We start from the raw sequence: 14,844 nt of genomic DNA on the forward strand, positions 1-14,844 counted from the left end.
TTGGTCTCGTCAGGCTGTGGCGGCGTAAGCGGCGGGATAGGTGATGTCGGGCATGCCGACAAAGGCATTGCCCCGACGGCCGACCATGCCGGGCGCGGCGAAGGGCCGGGGATAAACGACCGCTGCGGCGGGCTTCACCGTGGCGATCCTTTCGAGCGCCTCGATCTGGTCGGCGGGCATGTCGACATTGACGATGATGTCGTTATGCGGGCCGGTCGTCATGCGCGGCAGGTTCATTGCCTCTTCGATGTCGAGGCCGGCATGCAGGATCATGCCGGTGAGCTGGGCCAGCGACGGCACGATCTGGTTGCCGCCGGCGGCGCCGAAAGCCGCGAAGGCGCCGTTCTCGTCGGTGATCGCCACCGGGCACATGTTGCTCGGCGCATAGGCGTTCGGTGTCAGCGAGTTGGCGCGACCGGGGGTCGGGTCGAACCAGGACATGCCGTTGTTGAGCAGGATGCCCGTCGATGGCGACAAGGCGCGGGCGCCAAACCGGTTGAGCAGCGTGAAGGTGATCGCCACCATCCGGCCTTCGTGATCCACGGCGTTGACCTGCGTGGTGCTGGTCTTGTTGGTCGTCTCGGCCGGATTGAGGCGTTTGCGATGGGCGCCGAAACTTTCCCAGAGGGCCTCGGCCATGGCCATGAAGAAACCAGCGTCGACCGGGCCTTTTCCGCGCGTCCTGTCGAAGTGATCAAGCGCGTCGAAGAGCCGCTGGCCGGCGCTGGTTTCCCCCGCCACATGCACGGTCTTGCCCTGCAAGGGCATGGTCCGGGACGGGTAGAGGAGGGGGGCGTAACTGGCCATGTCCTCCAAGGTGATCGAGCTGCCGCCGGCATTGAGATCGGCGACTAGTCTTTCGCCGATCGCGCCGCCATAGAGCGAATCCGGGCCTTCGCTGGCCAGCTGCTCTAGCGTCTGGGCGAGCTGATCGAGTGGTAGCGTCACTCCAGGCTCCGGCGCGTGGCCACTGGGGAGAAAGATCGACCGGGCGCCGGGATCCATGGCGAGCTCGCCCTCGGCGATCGCGATCGCCAGCGTCGTGTGCCAGTCGACATAGATGCCCTTGCGGGCACGCTCGATCGCGGGCGTCAGCGCCCGGTCGAAGCCGATCGTACCGTAACGCTTCAGCGCTTCCGCAAAGCCGCGCACGCATCCGGGTACGACGGCTGCGGTAAAGCCGCGGACATTGCGGTTGTCGACCGATGCCGGGTGGCCGATGAAGGTCTTGATGCTGGGATCGGGCCTATAGAATTCCTCGTCAAAATACGAAGGCACGCGGCCGGTGAATTCGACCACTTCGACCTTTCCGTCCGGCTGGGCGACCAGCATGTAACCGCAGGCCGCCAGACTGGTCATCCAGGGTTCGACGGTCTGCAAGGTGAAGGCGGCGGTCACCGCAGCGTCGACGGCATTGCCGCCCGCCGACAGGACCGCCGCCCCAGCCTCGGCCGCCGCGTAGTGCTGGGAGGTAACGACGCCGCGTTCGCTGATGCCGGCGATCTTGCGATAGACGCCACGCTCGACGCGCAGATAATTGTATTGCGGATTTTCCATCATTTCGGCTCCAGTGCGGCGGCAACCAGACGGCTGGCTCCGGAGAGGTCGCCGAGCTTTTCGCCGGCAGCGATCTTGTCCTTGTTGCGGCCCGCCCGTGCCTGACGCGCGATTGCCTCCTCGACGACGTCTTCGGCCTCATCGACCGGGATCACCACGATGCCGCTTGCATCGGCAACCACGATATCGCCCGGCAGGACCGGAACGTTGCCACAGGAAATCGCCAGGTTGAGCGAGCCGCCGAGATCGTTGAGCCGTGTGGTGATGCCGGAGACGCCGCGTGACCAGAACGGCAGATCGAGTTCGAGGATTTCCTCCACATCGGTGCAGGGACCGTCGAGCACGACGCCGACGGCGCCGGCCGTCTTGATCGCGAAGGCGACGCCGCCGCCGATGCAGGCGTGCCGGTCGTCGCCCAGCCTGTCGACGAACAGGAAATCGCCGGGGCGGATGAAGCCGATCGCGTGATGGAGAAGGGTGGAGTCGGTTGCCGGGATCGCCACCGTCACCGCCGTGCCGACCAGCGTCCTGCCCGGCTCGACGACGGGGGAAATCGAATGATGCACGAAACCGCGATGGCGAAAATGGCCGATGGTCGCCACCTCGACGCTTTCGAACCTGGCGATGAGTTCCGGGTCGACCTGTTTCGGCATGCTGCCGATGTGATATTTCTTCATGGGGTTTCCTCCCGGGATTTTGCCGTCCCGGCCTCGGTTTCACGGGCGTGACGCTGCCAGCCCTTGCCGGGCACGGCGGCGAGCAGTTCCTTCGTGTAGGTTTCCTTCGGCGCGCCGAACAGCGATGCGGGATCGCCGCGTTCGACGATCCGGCCGTTGCGCATGACGGCGATATTGTCGCAGATCTGGCTCGCGACCCTGAGGTCGTGGGTAATGAACAGGATGCCGAACCCAAGCCTCTCCTGCATGTCGGCCAGCAGTTTCAGCACCTGCGCCTGCACCGAGACGTCGAGGGCGGAGACGCTCTCGTCGGCGATCAGCAGTTCCGGCTCGACGGCAAGCGCGCGGGCGATGCAGATGCGCTGCCTCTGGCCGCCGGAGAACTCGTGCGGGAACCGGGTGGCCGAGGCACGGTCGAGGCCGCAGGCTTCGAGCAGGTCGAGCGCGCGGGCCATCGCCGCCTTGCGGTCGAGGCCGTGGATGACGGGGCCTTCGGCGATGGAGTCGCCGACCTTCTGGCGCGGATCGAGAGCAGTATACGGATCCTGGAAGACGATCTGAACCTTGCGGCGTGCCTCGCGCAGCGCCTTGCCATTGAGGCCGGCGAAATCGCCGCCGGAAATCAGGATGTCGCCGCTTTCCGGCTGCACGAGGCGGATGATGCATTGCGCCAGCGTCGACTTGCCGGAACCGGACTCGCCGACCAAGCCCAGCGTTTCGCCGCGGCGGATGGTGATATCGACGTCGTCCACGGCCTTCACGGTGCGGCCGCCGCCAAAGAGGCCGGAGCGGGCGAATGTCTTGACGATGTTCCTGGCGATCAGCACCGGCTTGCCGAGGCCTTCGCGTTCCTTTCGTGGCGTCAGCGTCGGCACGGCGGCGAGCAGGTGGCGGGTATAGTTTTGCCTGGGATGGTTGAGGATTTCGTCGCGCGTGCCGATTTCGACCAGCCTGCCTGTCTGCATGACGGCGACGCGGTCGGCGATCTCGGCCACCACGCCGAAATCATGGGTGATGAAGATGATGCCGGTATCGTGCTTGGCGCGAAGCTCCAGCATCAGCTTGAGGATCTGTGCCTGGGTGGTGACGTCGAGCGCGGTGGTCGGCTCGTCGGCGATCAGCACCGAAGGATCGAGGGCAAGGGCGGTGGCGATCATCACCCGCTGGCATTGGCCGCCGGAAAGCTGGTGCGGATAGGAATGGTAGATCTGCTCGGGATTGGGAAGCTGAACCTCGCGGAAGAGATCGATTACCTTCTTGCGGATATCGGCGCCACTGAGCGACGTGTGGATGCGGAATGTCTCGGACACCTGTTCTCCGACCCGGAAAATCGGGTTGAGCGCCGCCGTCGGCTCCTGAAAGATCATTGCTATACGCCGGCCGGTTATGTCCCGGCGGGACGCCTCGTCGAGGGTGAGCAGGTCCTTGCCCTCGAACATCACCTTGCCCGCAGGCTTGCCGAGGTTGCGGGGCAGGAGCCCCATTGCGGCCAGCGCGGTCAACGATTTTCCGGAACCGGATTCGCCGACGATGCAGAGGATCTCGCCCTTGCTGACCGAGAGCGACAGGTCCTCGACCGCAAAGGCGCGATCGGCGCCGCGTGGCAGCGGCACATTCAGGTGTTCGATGGAAAGCCGCTCGTTGTTCATGAGGCCGCCTTTTCTTCTTGTGGTGAAAAGGCCGTCACGGAGCGCATGTCGCAGCGGCGCAGGTGCTCCACGAACCGGGCGCAGAAACCGACGAGATGCTCGACCATTTTTGCGCCCTTCTCGGCACTGGCGAGCAGCGGATCGCCGCCGAGCATGCCGTCGGCATTCACCTCGTCGCAATTGAGCGGCACATGCACCGGCATGCCCTCGAACTGGACATTGTTGACGCCCCCGGTCGGCAGGCCGAAGGCTTTTTCGCGCACGGATGGGCGGGCAAGGTCCATCCGCATCAGTTCGGGGAAAAGATGCAGGTAGATCGAGGTCAGCGGATCGCCGCCATGGCCGCGGGCCGCCGCAACCGAGGAGCCGTGCAATTCCTTCCAGAGCGCATCCGGGATCGCCTGCCAGAGATTGATGAAGGCGACGGAGACGCCGCGCTCGGCGCGGATGCGGCGAAGCGTCTGGTCGAAGAGCGGCGCATTGCTGGTATGGCCGTTCAGGATCAGGATATGCTCGACGCCGTGATCGAGAAAAGCGGTCACGGTATCCTCGACCACGGCCGAGAAGGTCGAGGCCCGGAACTGGATGCCGCCGGGAATGGTCTTGAAAAAATCGGCATAACCGAAGGGGATGATCGGCGCGACGATCGCGCCGGAGGCTTCCGCCACCTTTGCCGCCACCGCTTCGGTCAGCATGAAATCGCCCATCGGGGCATGGGGTCCCTGTTCCTCCTGACTGCCGAAGGGCAGCAGGATGACGGGCTTTTCGGAAAGGCGTTCGCGGAACTCCGCGAACGTCATGTCCTTCAGCGCATGCTTGCGTTTGATGCTCATCATACGAACTTGAAGTAATCGCCGTAGATGCGCATTTCGCCGTTCGGCTTGAACTTGAACTCGATGCCGGCGCGATGGGCGCAGTTATAGACACTCTTCCAGAGATAATAGCCGGGCGTGATGCGCTGCCATTCTTCGGAAAGCGCGAGATAGGCTTTTTTGCGCTCCTCGAAATCCGTGGTGGCATCGAACTTCTTGCCGAGTGCGATGAATTCCGGCGATGGGTCCCAGGTCTTCCATGTGGCGGTCGAACGCGATGCCGTCGGACCCCAATCGAGCCACAGCGGCTGGTAGGGATCGCCCGGGATGAAGTCCGAGCTCATCGACATGTTCATCATGTGATAGGGGCGGCGATAGACGAGCTCGAAATTGTCCAGGATTTGCGCCTCGACATTGACGCCGATCTCGCGCCACTGCTCGACCATGATTTCGGCAGCGGCTTCGTAGTTCGGGTAAAACTGGCGAGTGATATGCCACAGCAGCTTCTCGCCCTTGTATTTGGTCTTGGCGACGAGCGCCTTGGCGGCCGCCACGTCGTAGGGGAGCTTCACCGGCAAGTTCGGGTCGTAGAATTTGCCGTATTCCTTGAAGTTGAACGGAACTGCCGGGTGTTCCGTGGTGCCGTTGAACAGCGCCTGGACGATCGCGTTCATGTCGATCGCCTGGACCATGGCGTAGCGCAGGTTCGGATCGACCAGCGGATTGTCTTCCGGATCGGGACGGGTGTTGAAGGCGAGAGCCGGGTAGTTGTCGGCCAGAACGCGCTTCAGCGTCACGCCCTGGTATTTTTCGAGCGCGGCTTCCTGGTCGGTCGGAATGTTGACGATGAAGTCGAATTCCTTGGAAACGAGACCGGCCATGCGGGCGGCGAATTCCGGGACGATCTTCCAGGAGATCTGCTTGACGGGCGGCGGACCGCCCCAATAGTCGTCGAAGGCGTCCAGAACCATGATCTCGCCGGAGCGGAAGGTTGTCACCTTGTAGGGACCGGTGCCGATCGGTTTCTGGCCGAAGGCGTCGACGCCGACTTCCATGTAATATTTCTTCGGCACGACAAAGCCGATATAGCCGGTGAGCTTGCTCGGCATGTTCGGGTCCGGCCGCTCGGTCTCGATCTCGAACGTGTATTTGCCGGTCGCCTCGACGCGCTTGAAGCCGGCGGTGAAAGTCTTGCCGCGCGGCTCGAAGGGTTTTGCGCCCCAGAGACGTTCCGGCGACAGCGTGAACACCGCGTCTTCGGCCGTCATCTCGGTACCGTCATGGAACTTCACGCCCTCACGCAAAGTGAAGGTCCAGATATTGCCCTTCTGCTCCCATTTCGTCGCGAGCTTCGGCGCGAAGATCAGGCCGTTCTCGTCCTTGATGTAGTCGCGGTCGACGAGGTTGTCGTAAAAATTGGGAAAGATACGGCGCGACGTGGTCGAGATGCCGTTGATCGTCGCCATATTGGCCCAGAGATTGTCGACCGCGATATTGAGCGACGGCCTGTCTGCGGCATTTGCTTTCGGCAGGCTGCCCACCATCGACAGCGCCCCCGCTCCGAGAATGAGATTTCCCACTTCACGTCTTGTAAACATCGTTCCACCTTCCCTTGTTCATCTATGTTCGAACGGCATTTTCAGGTTGTTCGGGCACGCAGCATCGGATCGAGGCGGTCACGCAGCCAATCGCCGACGATGCTCATCGAAAGCGTGACGAGAAAGATGACCAGGCCAGGCCAGATCGAGATCCACCAGGCGGTCGAAAGGTAATCCCGGCCATCACCGAGGATCTGGCCAAGGCTGGTCTGGGGCGCCTGGATGCCCAGCCCCAGAAAACTCAGCGAGGTTTCCAGAAGGATGATCTGCGGGAACGTCAGGGTTACCTGGACGATCAGGGCGCTTGCCACGTTCGGCAGCACATGTTTCAGATAGAGCCGGCCGTTGCCGGCGCCGAGCGCGACGATCGCCTTGGCATAAGGCTGGTTGATCGCCGACAGAACCACGCCGCGGGAGAGGCGGGCGTATTTTTCCCATCCGAACAGGCCCATCAGGATGATGAACAGCGTCATGCTGTTGCCGAAAAAGGCAAGCAGCGTCAGGGTGATGAGGATGAAGGGCAGCGACGCCTGGAAGTCGACCAGCATCATCAGCACTTCCTCGACCCAGCCGCGGAAATGCGCAGAGATGAAGCCGATGACGGAGCCGAAGACGGCGCCGATGATCGTGCCAGCAATCGCCACCGAAAGCGACATCTGCAGGCCGGCAATCACTCTTGCCACCATGTCGCGGCCGATGCGGTCCGTGCCGAGCGGGAAGTTTGGATTGCTGCCGGTCATGAAGGCCGGCGGCTTCAGGCGGGCGAGCAGGTTCTGCTGCGACATCCCGTGCGACGTGAAGACATTGCCGATGATGGCAACGATGACCGCGATCGCCAGAATGACGATGGCGAAAACCAGAATGGGGGAAATGCGCTTCATCCGCCGGCCCTCAATTCTGCACGCGAATGCGCGGGTCGAGCAGGCCGTAGAGCAGGTCGACGACCAGGTTTGCGAGCACCATCGTCACCGCCATGATCAGCACCAGCCCCTGCACGACCGCAAGGTCGCGCGAAGAGACGGCCGTTACCAGCAGGCGGCCGACGCCCGGCCATGCGAACACGGTCTCGACGACGATGGCGCCGCCGATCAGTTCGCCGAGATTGAGGCCGATGATGGTGACGAGCGGGATGCTGGCATTCGGCAGCGCATGGAAAATGATGCGTTTCCAATAACCGACGCCCTTGGCGGCGGCGGCGCGGATATAGAGCTTGTCCAGCACTTCCAGCATTGCCGAGCGGGTGAAGCGGGCGAGCGTGCCGGCCGTGAAGGTCGCAAGCGTGATGGCGGGCATGATCAGGTGCAACACGGTGCCGGTGCCGGAACTCGGCAGCCATTGCAGGCTGAGCGAAAAGAGCAGGATCATCAGGATGCCGAGGAAGAAGTTCGGCAGGGCGAAGCCGAAAACCGCGGTCGCCATGATCAGGTTGTCGAAGGTCGAACCGCGCTTGATGGCGGCGATGATGCCGGCCGGCACGCCGATCAGGATGGCCCCGATATAGGAAAAAAGGCCGAGGATCAGCGTCCACGGAACCCGTTCGGCGATGATGTCGATGACCTCGCGGCCGTCGCGATAGGAAATGCCGAACTGGCCGGTCGCCATCTGGACGACGTAGCGGAAATACTGGATCCACAGCGGATCATCGAGACGCCAGAGCTGGCGGAACTGTTCGACTTCCTCAGGCGTGGCATCGGCGCCGACAAGCGCCACGACCGGATCCCCGGACGTTCTCAGCACCACGAATACGAAAGTCACCACGAACCAAAGCGTCAACACGGTCCGCAGAATTTTCAACGCCCAGAAACGCGTCATTCACGCTCCGTTTCGGAAGCCGAAGCTCCAGCTGTTCCAATTCTTATTGTCTTTTTTTTAAAACTAATCACGGGAATAGATTATTATCTATTACAAAATCACGGGGGTATTGATATGTTCTGGATATGAAATACGGCATCGAATTTCGTCACCTCCACTATTTCGCCTGCGTCGCCGAAGAGCTGCATTTCAGCCGCGCCGCCGACAAGCTCGGAATGGCACAGGCGCCGCTCAGCCAGCAGATCCGGCAGCTCGAAGATCGCCTCGGCACCAAGCTTTTCCGCCGCACCACGCGCCGCGTGAAGCTGACGCCGGCCGGCGAGATCTTTCTGCGTCACGCCCAGGAAATCCTAGGCGGGATCGACAGGGCGGTCACGCATACCCGTTCCATTTCCGGTGACGATAGCGGAACGATTTCCGTCAGCGGCGTGCATGTGGCGCTATCGCATGTCCTGCCGCCGGTCATTTCGGACTTTCGAAAACGCTATCCGGCGATGACCGTCGACGTGCAGGTGCTGGGCACGGCGCAGCAGCTCGAATTGCTCCAGAGCAGCAAGGTTCAGGTGGCCTTCATCCGCCCGACCAACCCGGCAGGTTTCCTGAAGACCGAGCATATCCTGCAGGAAGGTTTCGTGGCGGTGCTGCCCAGGGAGCATCGGCTGGCGCAGAAGGAAGACCTGACGGTCAAGGATTTCGCCGGCGAGCCCATCATCACCTATGCCCCGACTGTCGGGGCGAGCTACTATCATGCGATCATGGGTGCACTGCGCCGCGCCGGCGTCTATCCGGTCATCGTGCAGGAGGTGTCGCATACCTTGGCGATCGGCACCCTGGTGGCGGCCGGCGTCGGGATCGCGATCGCGCCGTCCTGGCTCGCCCACAATCCAAGCCCCTATCTCGTGTACAGGCGGCTTGACGACATCCCCGCCGAAGTCGAACTGCTCGTCGCCTGGCATGCGGAGGAAAAATCGAAAATCGTGCTCGATTTCGTCGAGACGACGCGTCGGATAGCAGCAATGAAGGATGTGAGAACTGCCATCAAGTGGCCGGCCATGTCCGTCCCGCCGGCACAATTGGAAACGATCGGCGGACAGCCCGAATAGCCGATTGGGGCAGGCAAGCGGCGCCGCCGTTGATTGACAGGCAGCCTGAAATCTGGTGCGATTGCCGCGCGGCTTGAGGAGGCTGCGTCATGGAGGAGGACGATCGGATATGATCAGGCTGGTTGTTGCCACAGCGTTTGTTGCCCTCGTGCCCGGCTTGACGCCGGCCGTCGCCGCGGATTCGTCGCCCGAAGCCAAATGCTCGGCGGCGAAGACCCTGCAGCTGGCCGGGTTCGACATGAAGGTCGCAAGCGCCGATCACATCAAGGACAAGGGACCGGGTCATTGTCTTGTCAGCGGGTCGTTCGAACACCGCACCGGCGCGGACGGCAAACCCTATGCCATCGGGTTTTCCATTGCCCTGCCGGACAGTTGGACAGGAAGGTTTCTGGTCCAGGGCGGCGGAGGCCTGAATGGCGTCGTGCGGCCAGCCCTGGGAGACGTGGCCGCCGGAGCGCAGAATGGTCTTTCTCGGGGTTTCGCCGTCATTTCGCATGATAGCGGCCACAAGGGCGAGGCCTGGGACGCCTCGTTCAGGGCGGATCAGATTGCCACGCTGAATTTCGCCGGCTGGTCGGTCGAGAAGGTCACGGTGCTCGGCAAGGCACTGGTCGCCGCCTATTATGGCAAGGTTGCCGATCGCTCTTATTTCGCAGGATGTTCGACCGGCGGGCGCGAGGCGATGGCCTCTGCGCAACGCTTTCCCATGTTGTTCGACGGCATTATCGCCGGGGCTCCGGCCATGCGCACAAGCCGTTCGAACATGTCGCTCGCCGCCAAGAACGTTGCGATGAACAGGATATCCCCGGCCGGCCCTGACGGCGCGCCGGACCGAGCGAAAGCCTTCTCGGATGCCGATCGCGATCTGGTTCTCAAGGGGATACTGAAGTCCTGCGATGGTCTTGATGGCCTCGAGGACGGAATGATCGCAAATCCGGGCGCATGCAAATTCGATCCGGCGAGCCTTGTCTGCCCTGTCGGTAAAGCCGACGGCTGCCTGACGAAACAGCAGGTGGACGTGGTGACGGAGACGTTTTCGCCGACGCTCGATGCATCAGGCCGGCCTGCCTATGTGGCGTTTCCCTACGATACGGGCGTCATCAGTACGGCAGATTCCATTCCAGGACTCATGCGGTTCGATGACAAGCGCAACCGGCAGTTCAAGAACAACGCCACGAGTTTCGATGTGGACGATGCCGTCGAGAAAGCCGATATCGGCGATCCGCAGCAGCGGCTGATCAACGCCGATCAATGGACGGACCTCAGTTCCTTCGCCACCCGGGGAAGCAAGATCATTTTCTTCCATGGGGTTAGTGATCCGTGGTTCTCTTCCAACGATACGGTCGATTTCTTCAACCGGATGAGCACGGCGACCAAGACCGGCAAGCCGGTGGAGGGCTGGGCCAAGCTCTATCTCGTTCCAGGCATGGCCCATTGCCGTGGCGGCCCCGCCGGTCTCGACCAGTTCGACATGTTGACCGAGCTGGTCGACTGGGTCGAAAAGGATGAAGCTCCACGAAGTGTCGAAGCTTCGGGCAAGGCTTTTCCAGGTCGAACCCGTCCGTTATGCCCCTACCCGTCCTACGCGCACTACAAGGGGGACGGAAATGTCGACAGCGCGGCAAGCTTCGACTGCCGGAACCGCTAACATGGGTCCCTTGGCCTTGCACGATTGAGCGCAAGCGACTGGATTCCGGACTCCAGTCGCGAGGCGGGACCATTGCTGATGGTGGGGGTCTTCCCGCATCGCCATCATTGTTCAGTGCTGGTGATTCGCATATCCGCCAGACGATCTATTTCAGCGTCCAGATGCGGGAGTACAGGAGCTTGTTGTGGACATGTCCACCCGGCACCACCGAAAGGAGCAACCGGGCCTACCTCGTTTTCTCGATTTGAAATGATGCACTCAGCTCGATCTTATGGGCTATCCGAAGATCGCGTGGAGTTGTGAATGTTTCTGGTGGCAGTCGAGGACAGTGACGATTTTTTTGCTGAAGACATCAGGATTGAAAACGGGAGATTGTACACAACCGTGACTGACGGTGTCCGATCGTTCAAGTTGTCAAGCGTGCTGGAAGTCGTACCGGTCGAGCCGGAGAGCCGCAGCCCCGTCGAACGGATCGAGGATGTGGTCGCGTCGATCAAAGATCTCTTTCACATCGAGGTCGCCGATGGGGGACCGGATGCCGGAAAAGTCTCTTGCAGACCTTGAGGCGACTTCCCCGATGTTGCGAGGAAGCCGCTCAAGGGACTGAGGCGGCCCGTGAATCCACGGATTACTCCGCGCTGATATTGCCCTTTTCGATGACGTCCTTCCAGCGCGCCATCTCCTTGTTGAGATAGGTGCCGAATTCCTCGTTGGAATTGGCGACGACGTCGAAGCCCAGCTTGTTGAACTTGGCAACGACCTCGGGGTCTTTGAGCGAGGCCTGGATCGCCTGGTTGAGTTTTGCCTTGACGTCGGCCGGCAGACCTTTCGGGGCTGCCACGCCCTGCCAGGCGTTGACGACGATATTGCTGTATCCGAGTTCGGTGAGCGTCGGCACGTTCGGCAGCAGCGGATGGCGTTTCTCGCCCGTCTGTGCGAGCGCCTTCATCTGCCCGCCCTGCACGAAATTGATGATCGCACCGAGGTTCTGGAAGGACACGTCCACATGGCCGCCGACGAGATCGGCCTGTGCCGCAGAGCCTCCCTTGTAGGGCACGTGCACGCCCTTGGTGCCGGTCGCCTGCCAGAAGAGAGCGGCAGTCAGGTGATCGGAAGAGCCGGTGCCGGAACTTGCGAAGGTAACACTTTCCGGCTTTTCCTTCATCGCCGCCACGAGTTCCTGAACGCTGCTCGGCTTGAATTTCGGCGTGGCGACCAGCACGTTGGGCGTGCTCACCGCGACCGTCAGGAGATCGAAGTCCTTCACCGGATCGTAAGAGAGCTTCTTTTGAAGATAGGGGTTGGTGGCGAAGGTACCGAGCGAGGCGACCATCAGCGTCTGGCCGTTGGCTTCGGCATCGGCGACCAGGCCGGCGCCGATCGCGCCGGTGGCGCCCGGCTTGTTTTCGACGATGATGTTCGCTCCCAATACCTTGGACATGTGCGGCTCCATGAACCGCGCGGTCGTATCGGTCGCGCCGCCTGGCGGGAAGGGCACGATAATGGTGATCGGGCCGTCGGGGAACGCCCTGGCAACCCCGGCGGCAAGAGCGATGCCGAGGCTAAGCGAAATAGCAAGCAGTGTTCGCGCTTTCATGGTTCATCCTCCTCAATGATCCTTGACGCCGCGTCCTGGTGATGGCCGCCGCGGCGCATGGCGACCCTGTGGTTCTTTCGTCAGCGCACCAGGCACGGCCGCTTGTTGTCGAAGCGCCAGTCCTTGATGAGATATTGCATGGCGGTCGCGTCGTCGCGCGCGCCGAGCCCGTGCTTCAGGTAGAGCTGGTGGGCTTCCTCGACGCGCTCCATATCCAGCTCGACGCCGAGCCCCGGCCGGTCCGGCACGGCGATATGTCCGTCCTCGATCTTCAGCGGCTCGCGGGTCAGCCGCTGCCCGTCCTGCCAGATCCAGTGGGTGTCGAGTGCCGTTACGCGTCCGGGCGCTGCCGCGCCCACATGGGTGAACATCGCCAGCGACACGTCGAAATGGTTGTTGGAATGCGAGCCCCAGGTCATGCCGAAGGTCTGGCAGACCTGTGCGACGCGCACGGAGCCCTGCATGGTCCAGAAATGCGGGTCGGCGAGCGGGATGTCGACCGATTGCAGCTGGATCGCGTGCGAGAGCTGCCGCCAATCGGTGGCCACCATGTTGGTGGCGGTCGGCAAGCCGGTGGCCCGGCGAAATTCGGCCATGATCTCGCGGCCGGAATAACCCTGCTCGGCACCGCAGGGGTCTTCCGCATAGGCGAGTACGTCGCCGCGTCCCTTGCAGAGACGAACCGCCTCCTCCAGCGACCAGGCGCCATTGGGGTCGAGGGTGACGCGGGCCTCGGGGAAGCGGCGAGCGATGGCCGTCACCGCCTCGATTTCCTCGTCGCCTCGCAAGACGCCGCCTTTCAGCTTGAAGTCGCGAAAACCGTAGCGCTCCTGCGTTGCCTCGGCGAGCCTGACGATCGCTTCCGGCGTCAGTGCCTCCTCGTCGCGCAGCCGCAACCAGGCATCGGTCTCGCCTTTGCTGTCACGATAAAGGAGGTCCGTCTTTTGACGATCGCCGACGTAGAAGAGGTAACCGAGCATTTCGACCCGGTCGCGCTGCTGGCCGTCGCCGAGAAGGGCTGCCACCGGCACGCCGAGATGCTGGCCGAGAAGATCGAGCAGCGCCGATTCCAGCGCCGTCACCACATGGATGGTCGTGCGCAGATCGAAGGTCTGCAGCCCGCGGCCGCCGCTGTCACGGTCGCCGAACGTCTTGCGCACCTGGTCGAGCAGGCCGTTATATCCACCGATCGTCTGGCCGATCAGGAGAGGGCCTGCTTCCTCGATCGTCCGGCGGATCGTTTCGCCGCCCGGAACCTCGCCGATGCCTAGATGACCCGAATCGTCTTCGATGATCGCAAGGTTGCGGGTGAAGAAGGGAGCGTGCGCGCCGCTGAGGTTGAGCAACATGCTGTCGCGTCCCGCAACCGGGATCGCCCGCACGGAAACGATCCGCGGCGTATGCCGGGCGAGATGGCTGTTGGCGGCGTGGGTCGACGAATTCGGCTCGATGAGCATCCAGTCCTCTGTCATGTCGGGCACTTCTCAGGTCATGCGGGTTTCTGGCCAGCTTGGCGCGGCAATCCCCAACTAAGTCGCGCAAGCGGACTCATTTGTCAATATAAGTAAATATTAGTAAGCGGTCGACCCACTTGGAAAGGGCGGATACCGGAGATAGGATGTGGCGATGGATGAGATAATTCAGCAAACCCGCGCCGTTAGGGACCTGTCGTCGCATGTGTTCGCCCGGCTGGAAGCAATGCTGGAGGCGCCGGCCTGGCAGGGGGGCGGACGGTTGCCTCCGGAGGCGGAGCTTGCCCGTCAATTCGGCGTATCGCGTCCGGTCCTGCGAAAGGCGCTGGTGAAGATGCGCGACGCCGGCCGGATCATTTCCCGGCGAGGCTCGGCCAATTTCGTGCAGCCGCGGGCGGATGTCGTGCCGTCGGCCGCCGATATTCAGGGGCTGTCGATCCAGACGGTGTTCGACATGAAGCGCTGCATGCGGTTTCGCCAGGTGGTGGAATGCGCGGCAGCGGAGGACGCGGCGCGGCTTTGTGATCCCGAAGGGATCCGCGGCATCGAGGACGCGCACCGTCGGATGCTGACCCTGCCGCCCGGCGAGGGCGTTTTTGAAGCAGACTTCGCCTTTCACATGGCCGTGGCGCAAGCCACTCGCAACCCTTATTTCCCCTTTGCGCTCGGGACGATGCGCAACCAGATCAAGCTGATGATGGAGTTCACCCGCAAGCTGCAAGAACGGCCGCCGGACCAGGTGGCGCCGCGTGTCGTCGAAGAGCATCAGCGCGTCCTTGAAGCGATCAAGGCCGGCGACCCGGTGCAGGCACACGAAGTCATGAGTTTCCACATGAGCCAGAGCGTCATTCGACTTCTGGTCGAAGACGGCGCGTGAAGCGGCATCAAGTTTCTGCGCAAAGATACCCGATATCGGCGA

13 protein-coding genes are annotated in these 14,844 nt (G+C 62.4%); 4 read left to right on the forward strand and 9 right to left on the reverse strand.

Annotated features, from left to right (window positions below; all coding sequences use genetic code 11):
- Positions 1-9: 9 nt before the first annotated feature.
- The 7 genes from C5J26_RS11160 to C5J26_RS11190 are packed head-to-tail and all read right to left on the reverse strand — an operon-like array spanning position 10 to position 8,105.
- Positions 10-1,560 carry a gamma-glutamyltransferase gene (locus C5J26_RS11160; protein ID WP_205836972.1) on the reverse strand — a complete coding sequence of 517 codons (1,551 nt, stop codon included), beginning with the start codon at positions 1,558-1,560 and terminating at the stop codon, positions 10-12.
- Positions 1,557-2,234, reverse strand: a complete 678-nt coding sequence (locus C5J26_RS11165) for an RraA family protein (protein WP_105401808.1) — start codon at positions 2,232-2,234, stop codon at positions 1,557-1,559. Before C5J26_RS11165 ends, C5J26_RS11160 begins: the two co-directional genes overlap by 4 nt.
- The gene (locus tag C5J26_RS11170) at positions 2,231-3,883 is read right to left on the reverse strand and encodes an ABC transporter ATP-binding protein (protein WP_105401809.1); all 1,653 of its coding nucleotides are present in this window, start codon (positions 3,881-3,883) and stop codon (positions 2,231-2,233) included. Before C5J26_RS11170 ends, C5J26_RS11165 begins: the two co-directional genes overlap by 4 nt.
- On the reverse strand, positions 3,880-4,716 hold the full coding sequence (locus tag C5J26_RS11175; RefSeq protein WP_245441145.1) for a creatininase family protein: 837 nt from the start codon (positions 4,714-4,716) through the stop codon (positions 3,880-3,882). The genes C5J26_RS11170 and C5J26_RS11175 overlap by 4 nt, the downstream gene beginning before the upstream one ends.
- Positions 4,716-6,293, reverse strand: a complete 1,578-nt coding sequence (locus tag C5J26_RS11180) for an ABC transporter substrate-binding protein (protein ID WP_105401811.1) — start codon at positions 6,291-6,293, stop codon at positions 4,716-4,718. The genes C5J26_RS11175 and C5J26_RS11180 overlap by 1 nt, the downstream gene beginning before the upstream one ends.
- 41 nt (positions 6,294-6,334) lie before the next feature.
- On the reverse strand, positions 6,335-7,174 hold the full coding sequence (locus C5J26_RS11185) for an ABC transporter permease (protein WP_105401812.1): 840 nt from the start codon (positions 7,172-7,174) through the stop codon (positions 6,335-6,337).
- Positions 7,175-7,184: 10 nt separating this feature from the next.
- The gene (locus C5J26_RS11190) at positions 7,185-8,105 is read right to left on the reverse strand and encodes an ABC transporter permease (RefSeq protein WP_105401813.1); all 921 of its coding nucleotides are present in this window, start codon (positions 8,103-8,105) and stop codon (positions 7,185-7,187) included.
- Between the two features lie 125 nt (positions 8,106-8,230).
- On the opposite strand from C5J26_RS11190, the gene C5J26_RS11195 reads away from it, so the two are divergent.
- The 3 genes from C5J26_RS11195 to C5J26_RS11205 all read left to right on the forward strand — a co-directional run bounded on the left by C5J26_RS11195 (position 8,231) and on the right by C5J26_RS11205 (position 11,420).
- Complete coding sequence (locus C5J26_RS11195; RefSeq protein ID WP_245441146.1) at positions 8,231-9,208, forward strand: LysR family transcriptional regulator; 978 nt, start codon at positions 8,231-8,233, stop codon at positions 9,206-9,208.
- A gap of 109 nt (positions 9,209-9,317) precedes the next feature.
- The gene (locus C5J26_RS11200) at positions 9,318-10,856 is read left to right on the forward strand and encodes a tannase/feruloyl esterase family alpha/beta hydrolase (protein WP_105401814.1); all 1,539 of its coding nucleotides are present in this window, start codon (positions 9,318-9,320) and stop codon (positions 10,854-10,856) included.
- Between the two features lie 303 nt (positions 10,857-11,159).
- Positions 11,160-11,420, forward strand: a complete 261-nt coding sequence (locus tag C5J26_RS11205; RefSeq protein ID WP_105401815.1) for a hypothetical protein — start codon at positions 11,160-11,162, stop codon at positions 11,418-11,420.
- Positions 11,421-11,484: 64 nt separating this feature from the next.
- Here the strand turns inward: C5J26_RS11205 and C5J26_RS11210 are convergent, their stop codons facing one another.
- Both C5J26_RS11210 and gudD read right to left on the reverse strand, forming a co-directional pair.
- Positions 11,485-12,453 carry a tripartite tricarboxylate transporter substrate binding protein gene (locus tag C5J26_RS11210; protein ID WP_105401816.1) on the reverse strand — a complete coding sequence of 323 codons (969 nt, stop codon included), beginning with the start codon at positions 12,451-12,453 and terminating at the stop codon, positions 11,485-11,487.
- Between the two features lie 80 nt (positions 12,454-12,533).
- Positions 12,534-13,925 (reverse strand): glucarate dehydratase, encoded by a 1,392-nt coding sequence (gene gudD, locus C5J26_RS11215; protein WP_371681906.1) that lies wholly within the window; start codon positions 13,923-13,925, stop codon positions 12,534-12,536.
- A gap of 154 nt (positions 13,926-14,079) precedes the next feature.
- Between gudD and C5J26_RS11220 the strand changes: the two genes are divergently transcribed.
- On the forward strand, positions 14,080-14,802 hold the full coding sequence (locus C5J26_RS11220) for a FadR/GntR family transcriptional regulator (RefSeq protein WP_105401817.1): 723 nt from the start codon (positions 14,080-14,082) through the stop codon (positions 14,800-14,802).
- Positions 14,803-14,844 lie beyond the last annotated feature (42 nt).

The sequence above is a fragment of the Neorhizobium sp. T7_12 genome (genome assembly GCF_002968535.1).
In the GTDB taxonomy this organism is placed as follows: domain Bacteria; phylum Pseudomonadota; class Alphaproteobacteria; order Rhizobiales; family Rhizobiaceae; genus Neorhizobium; species Neorhizobium tomejilense.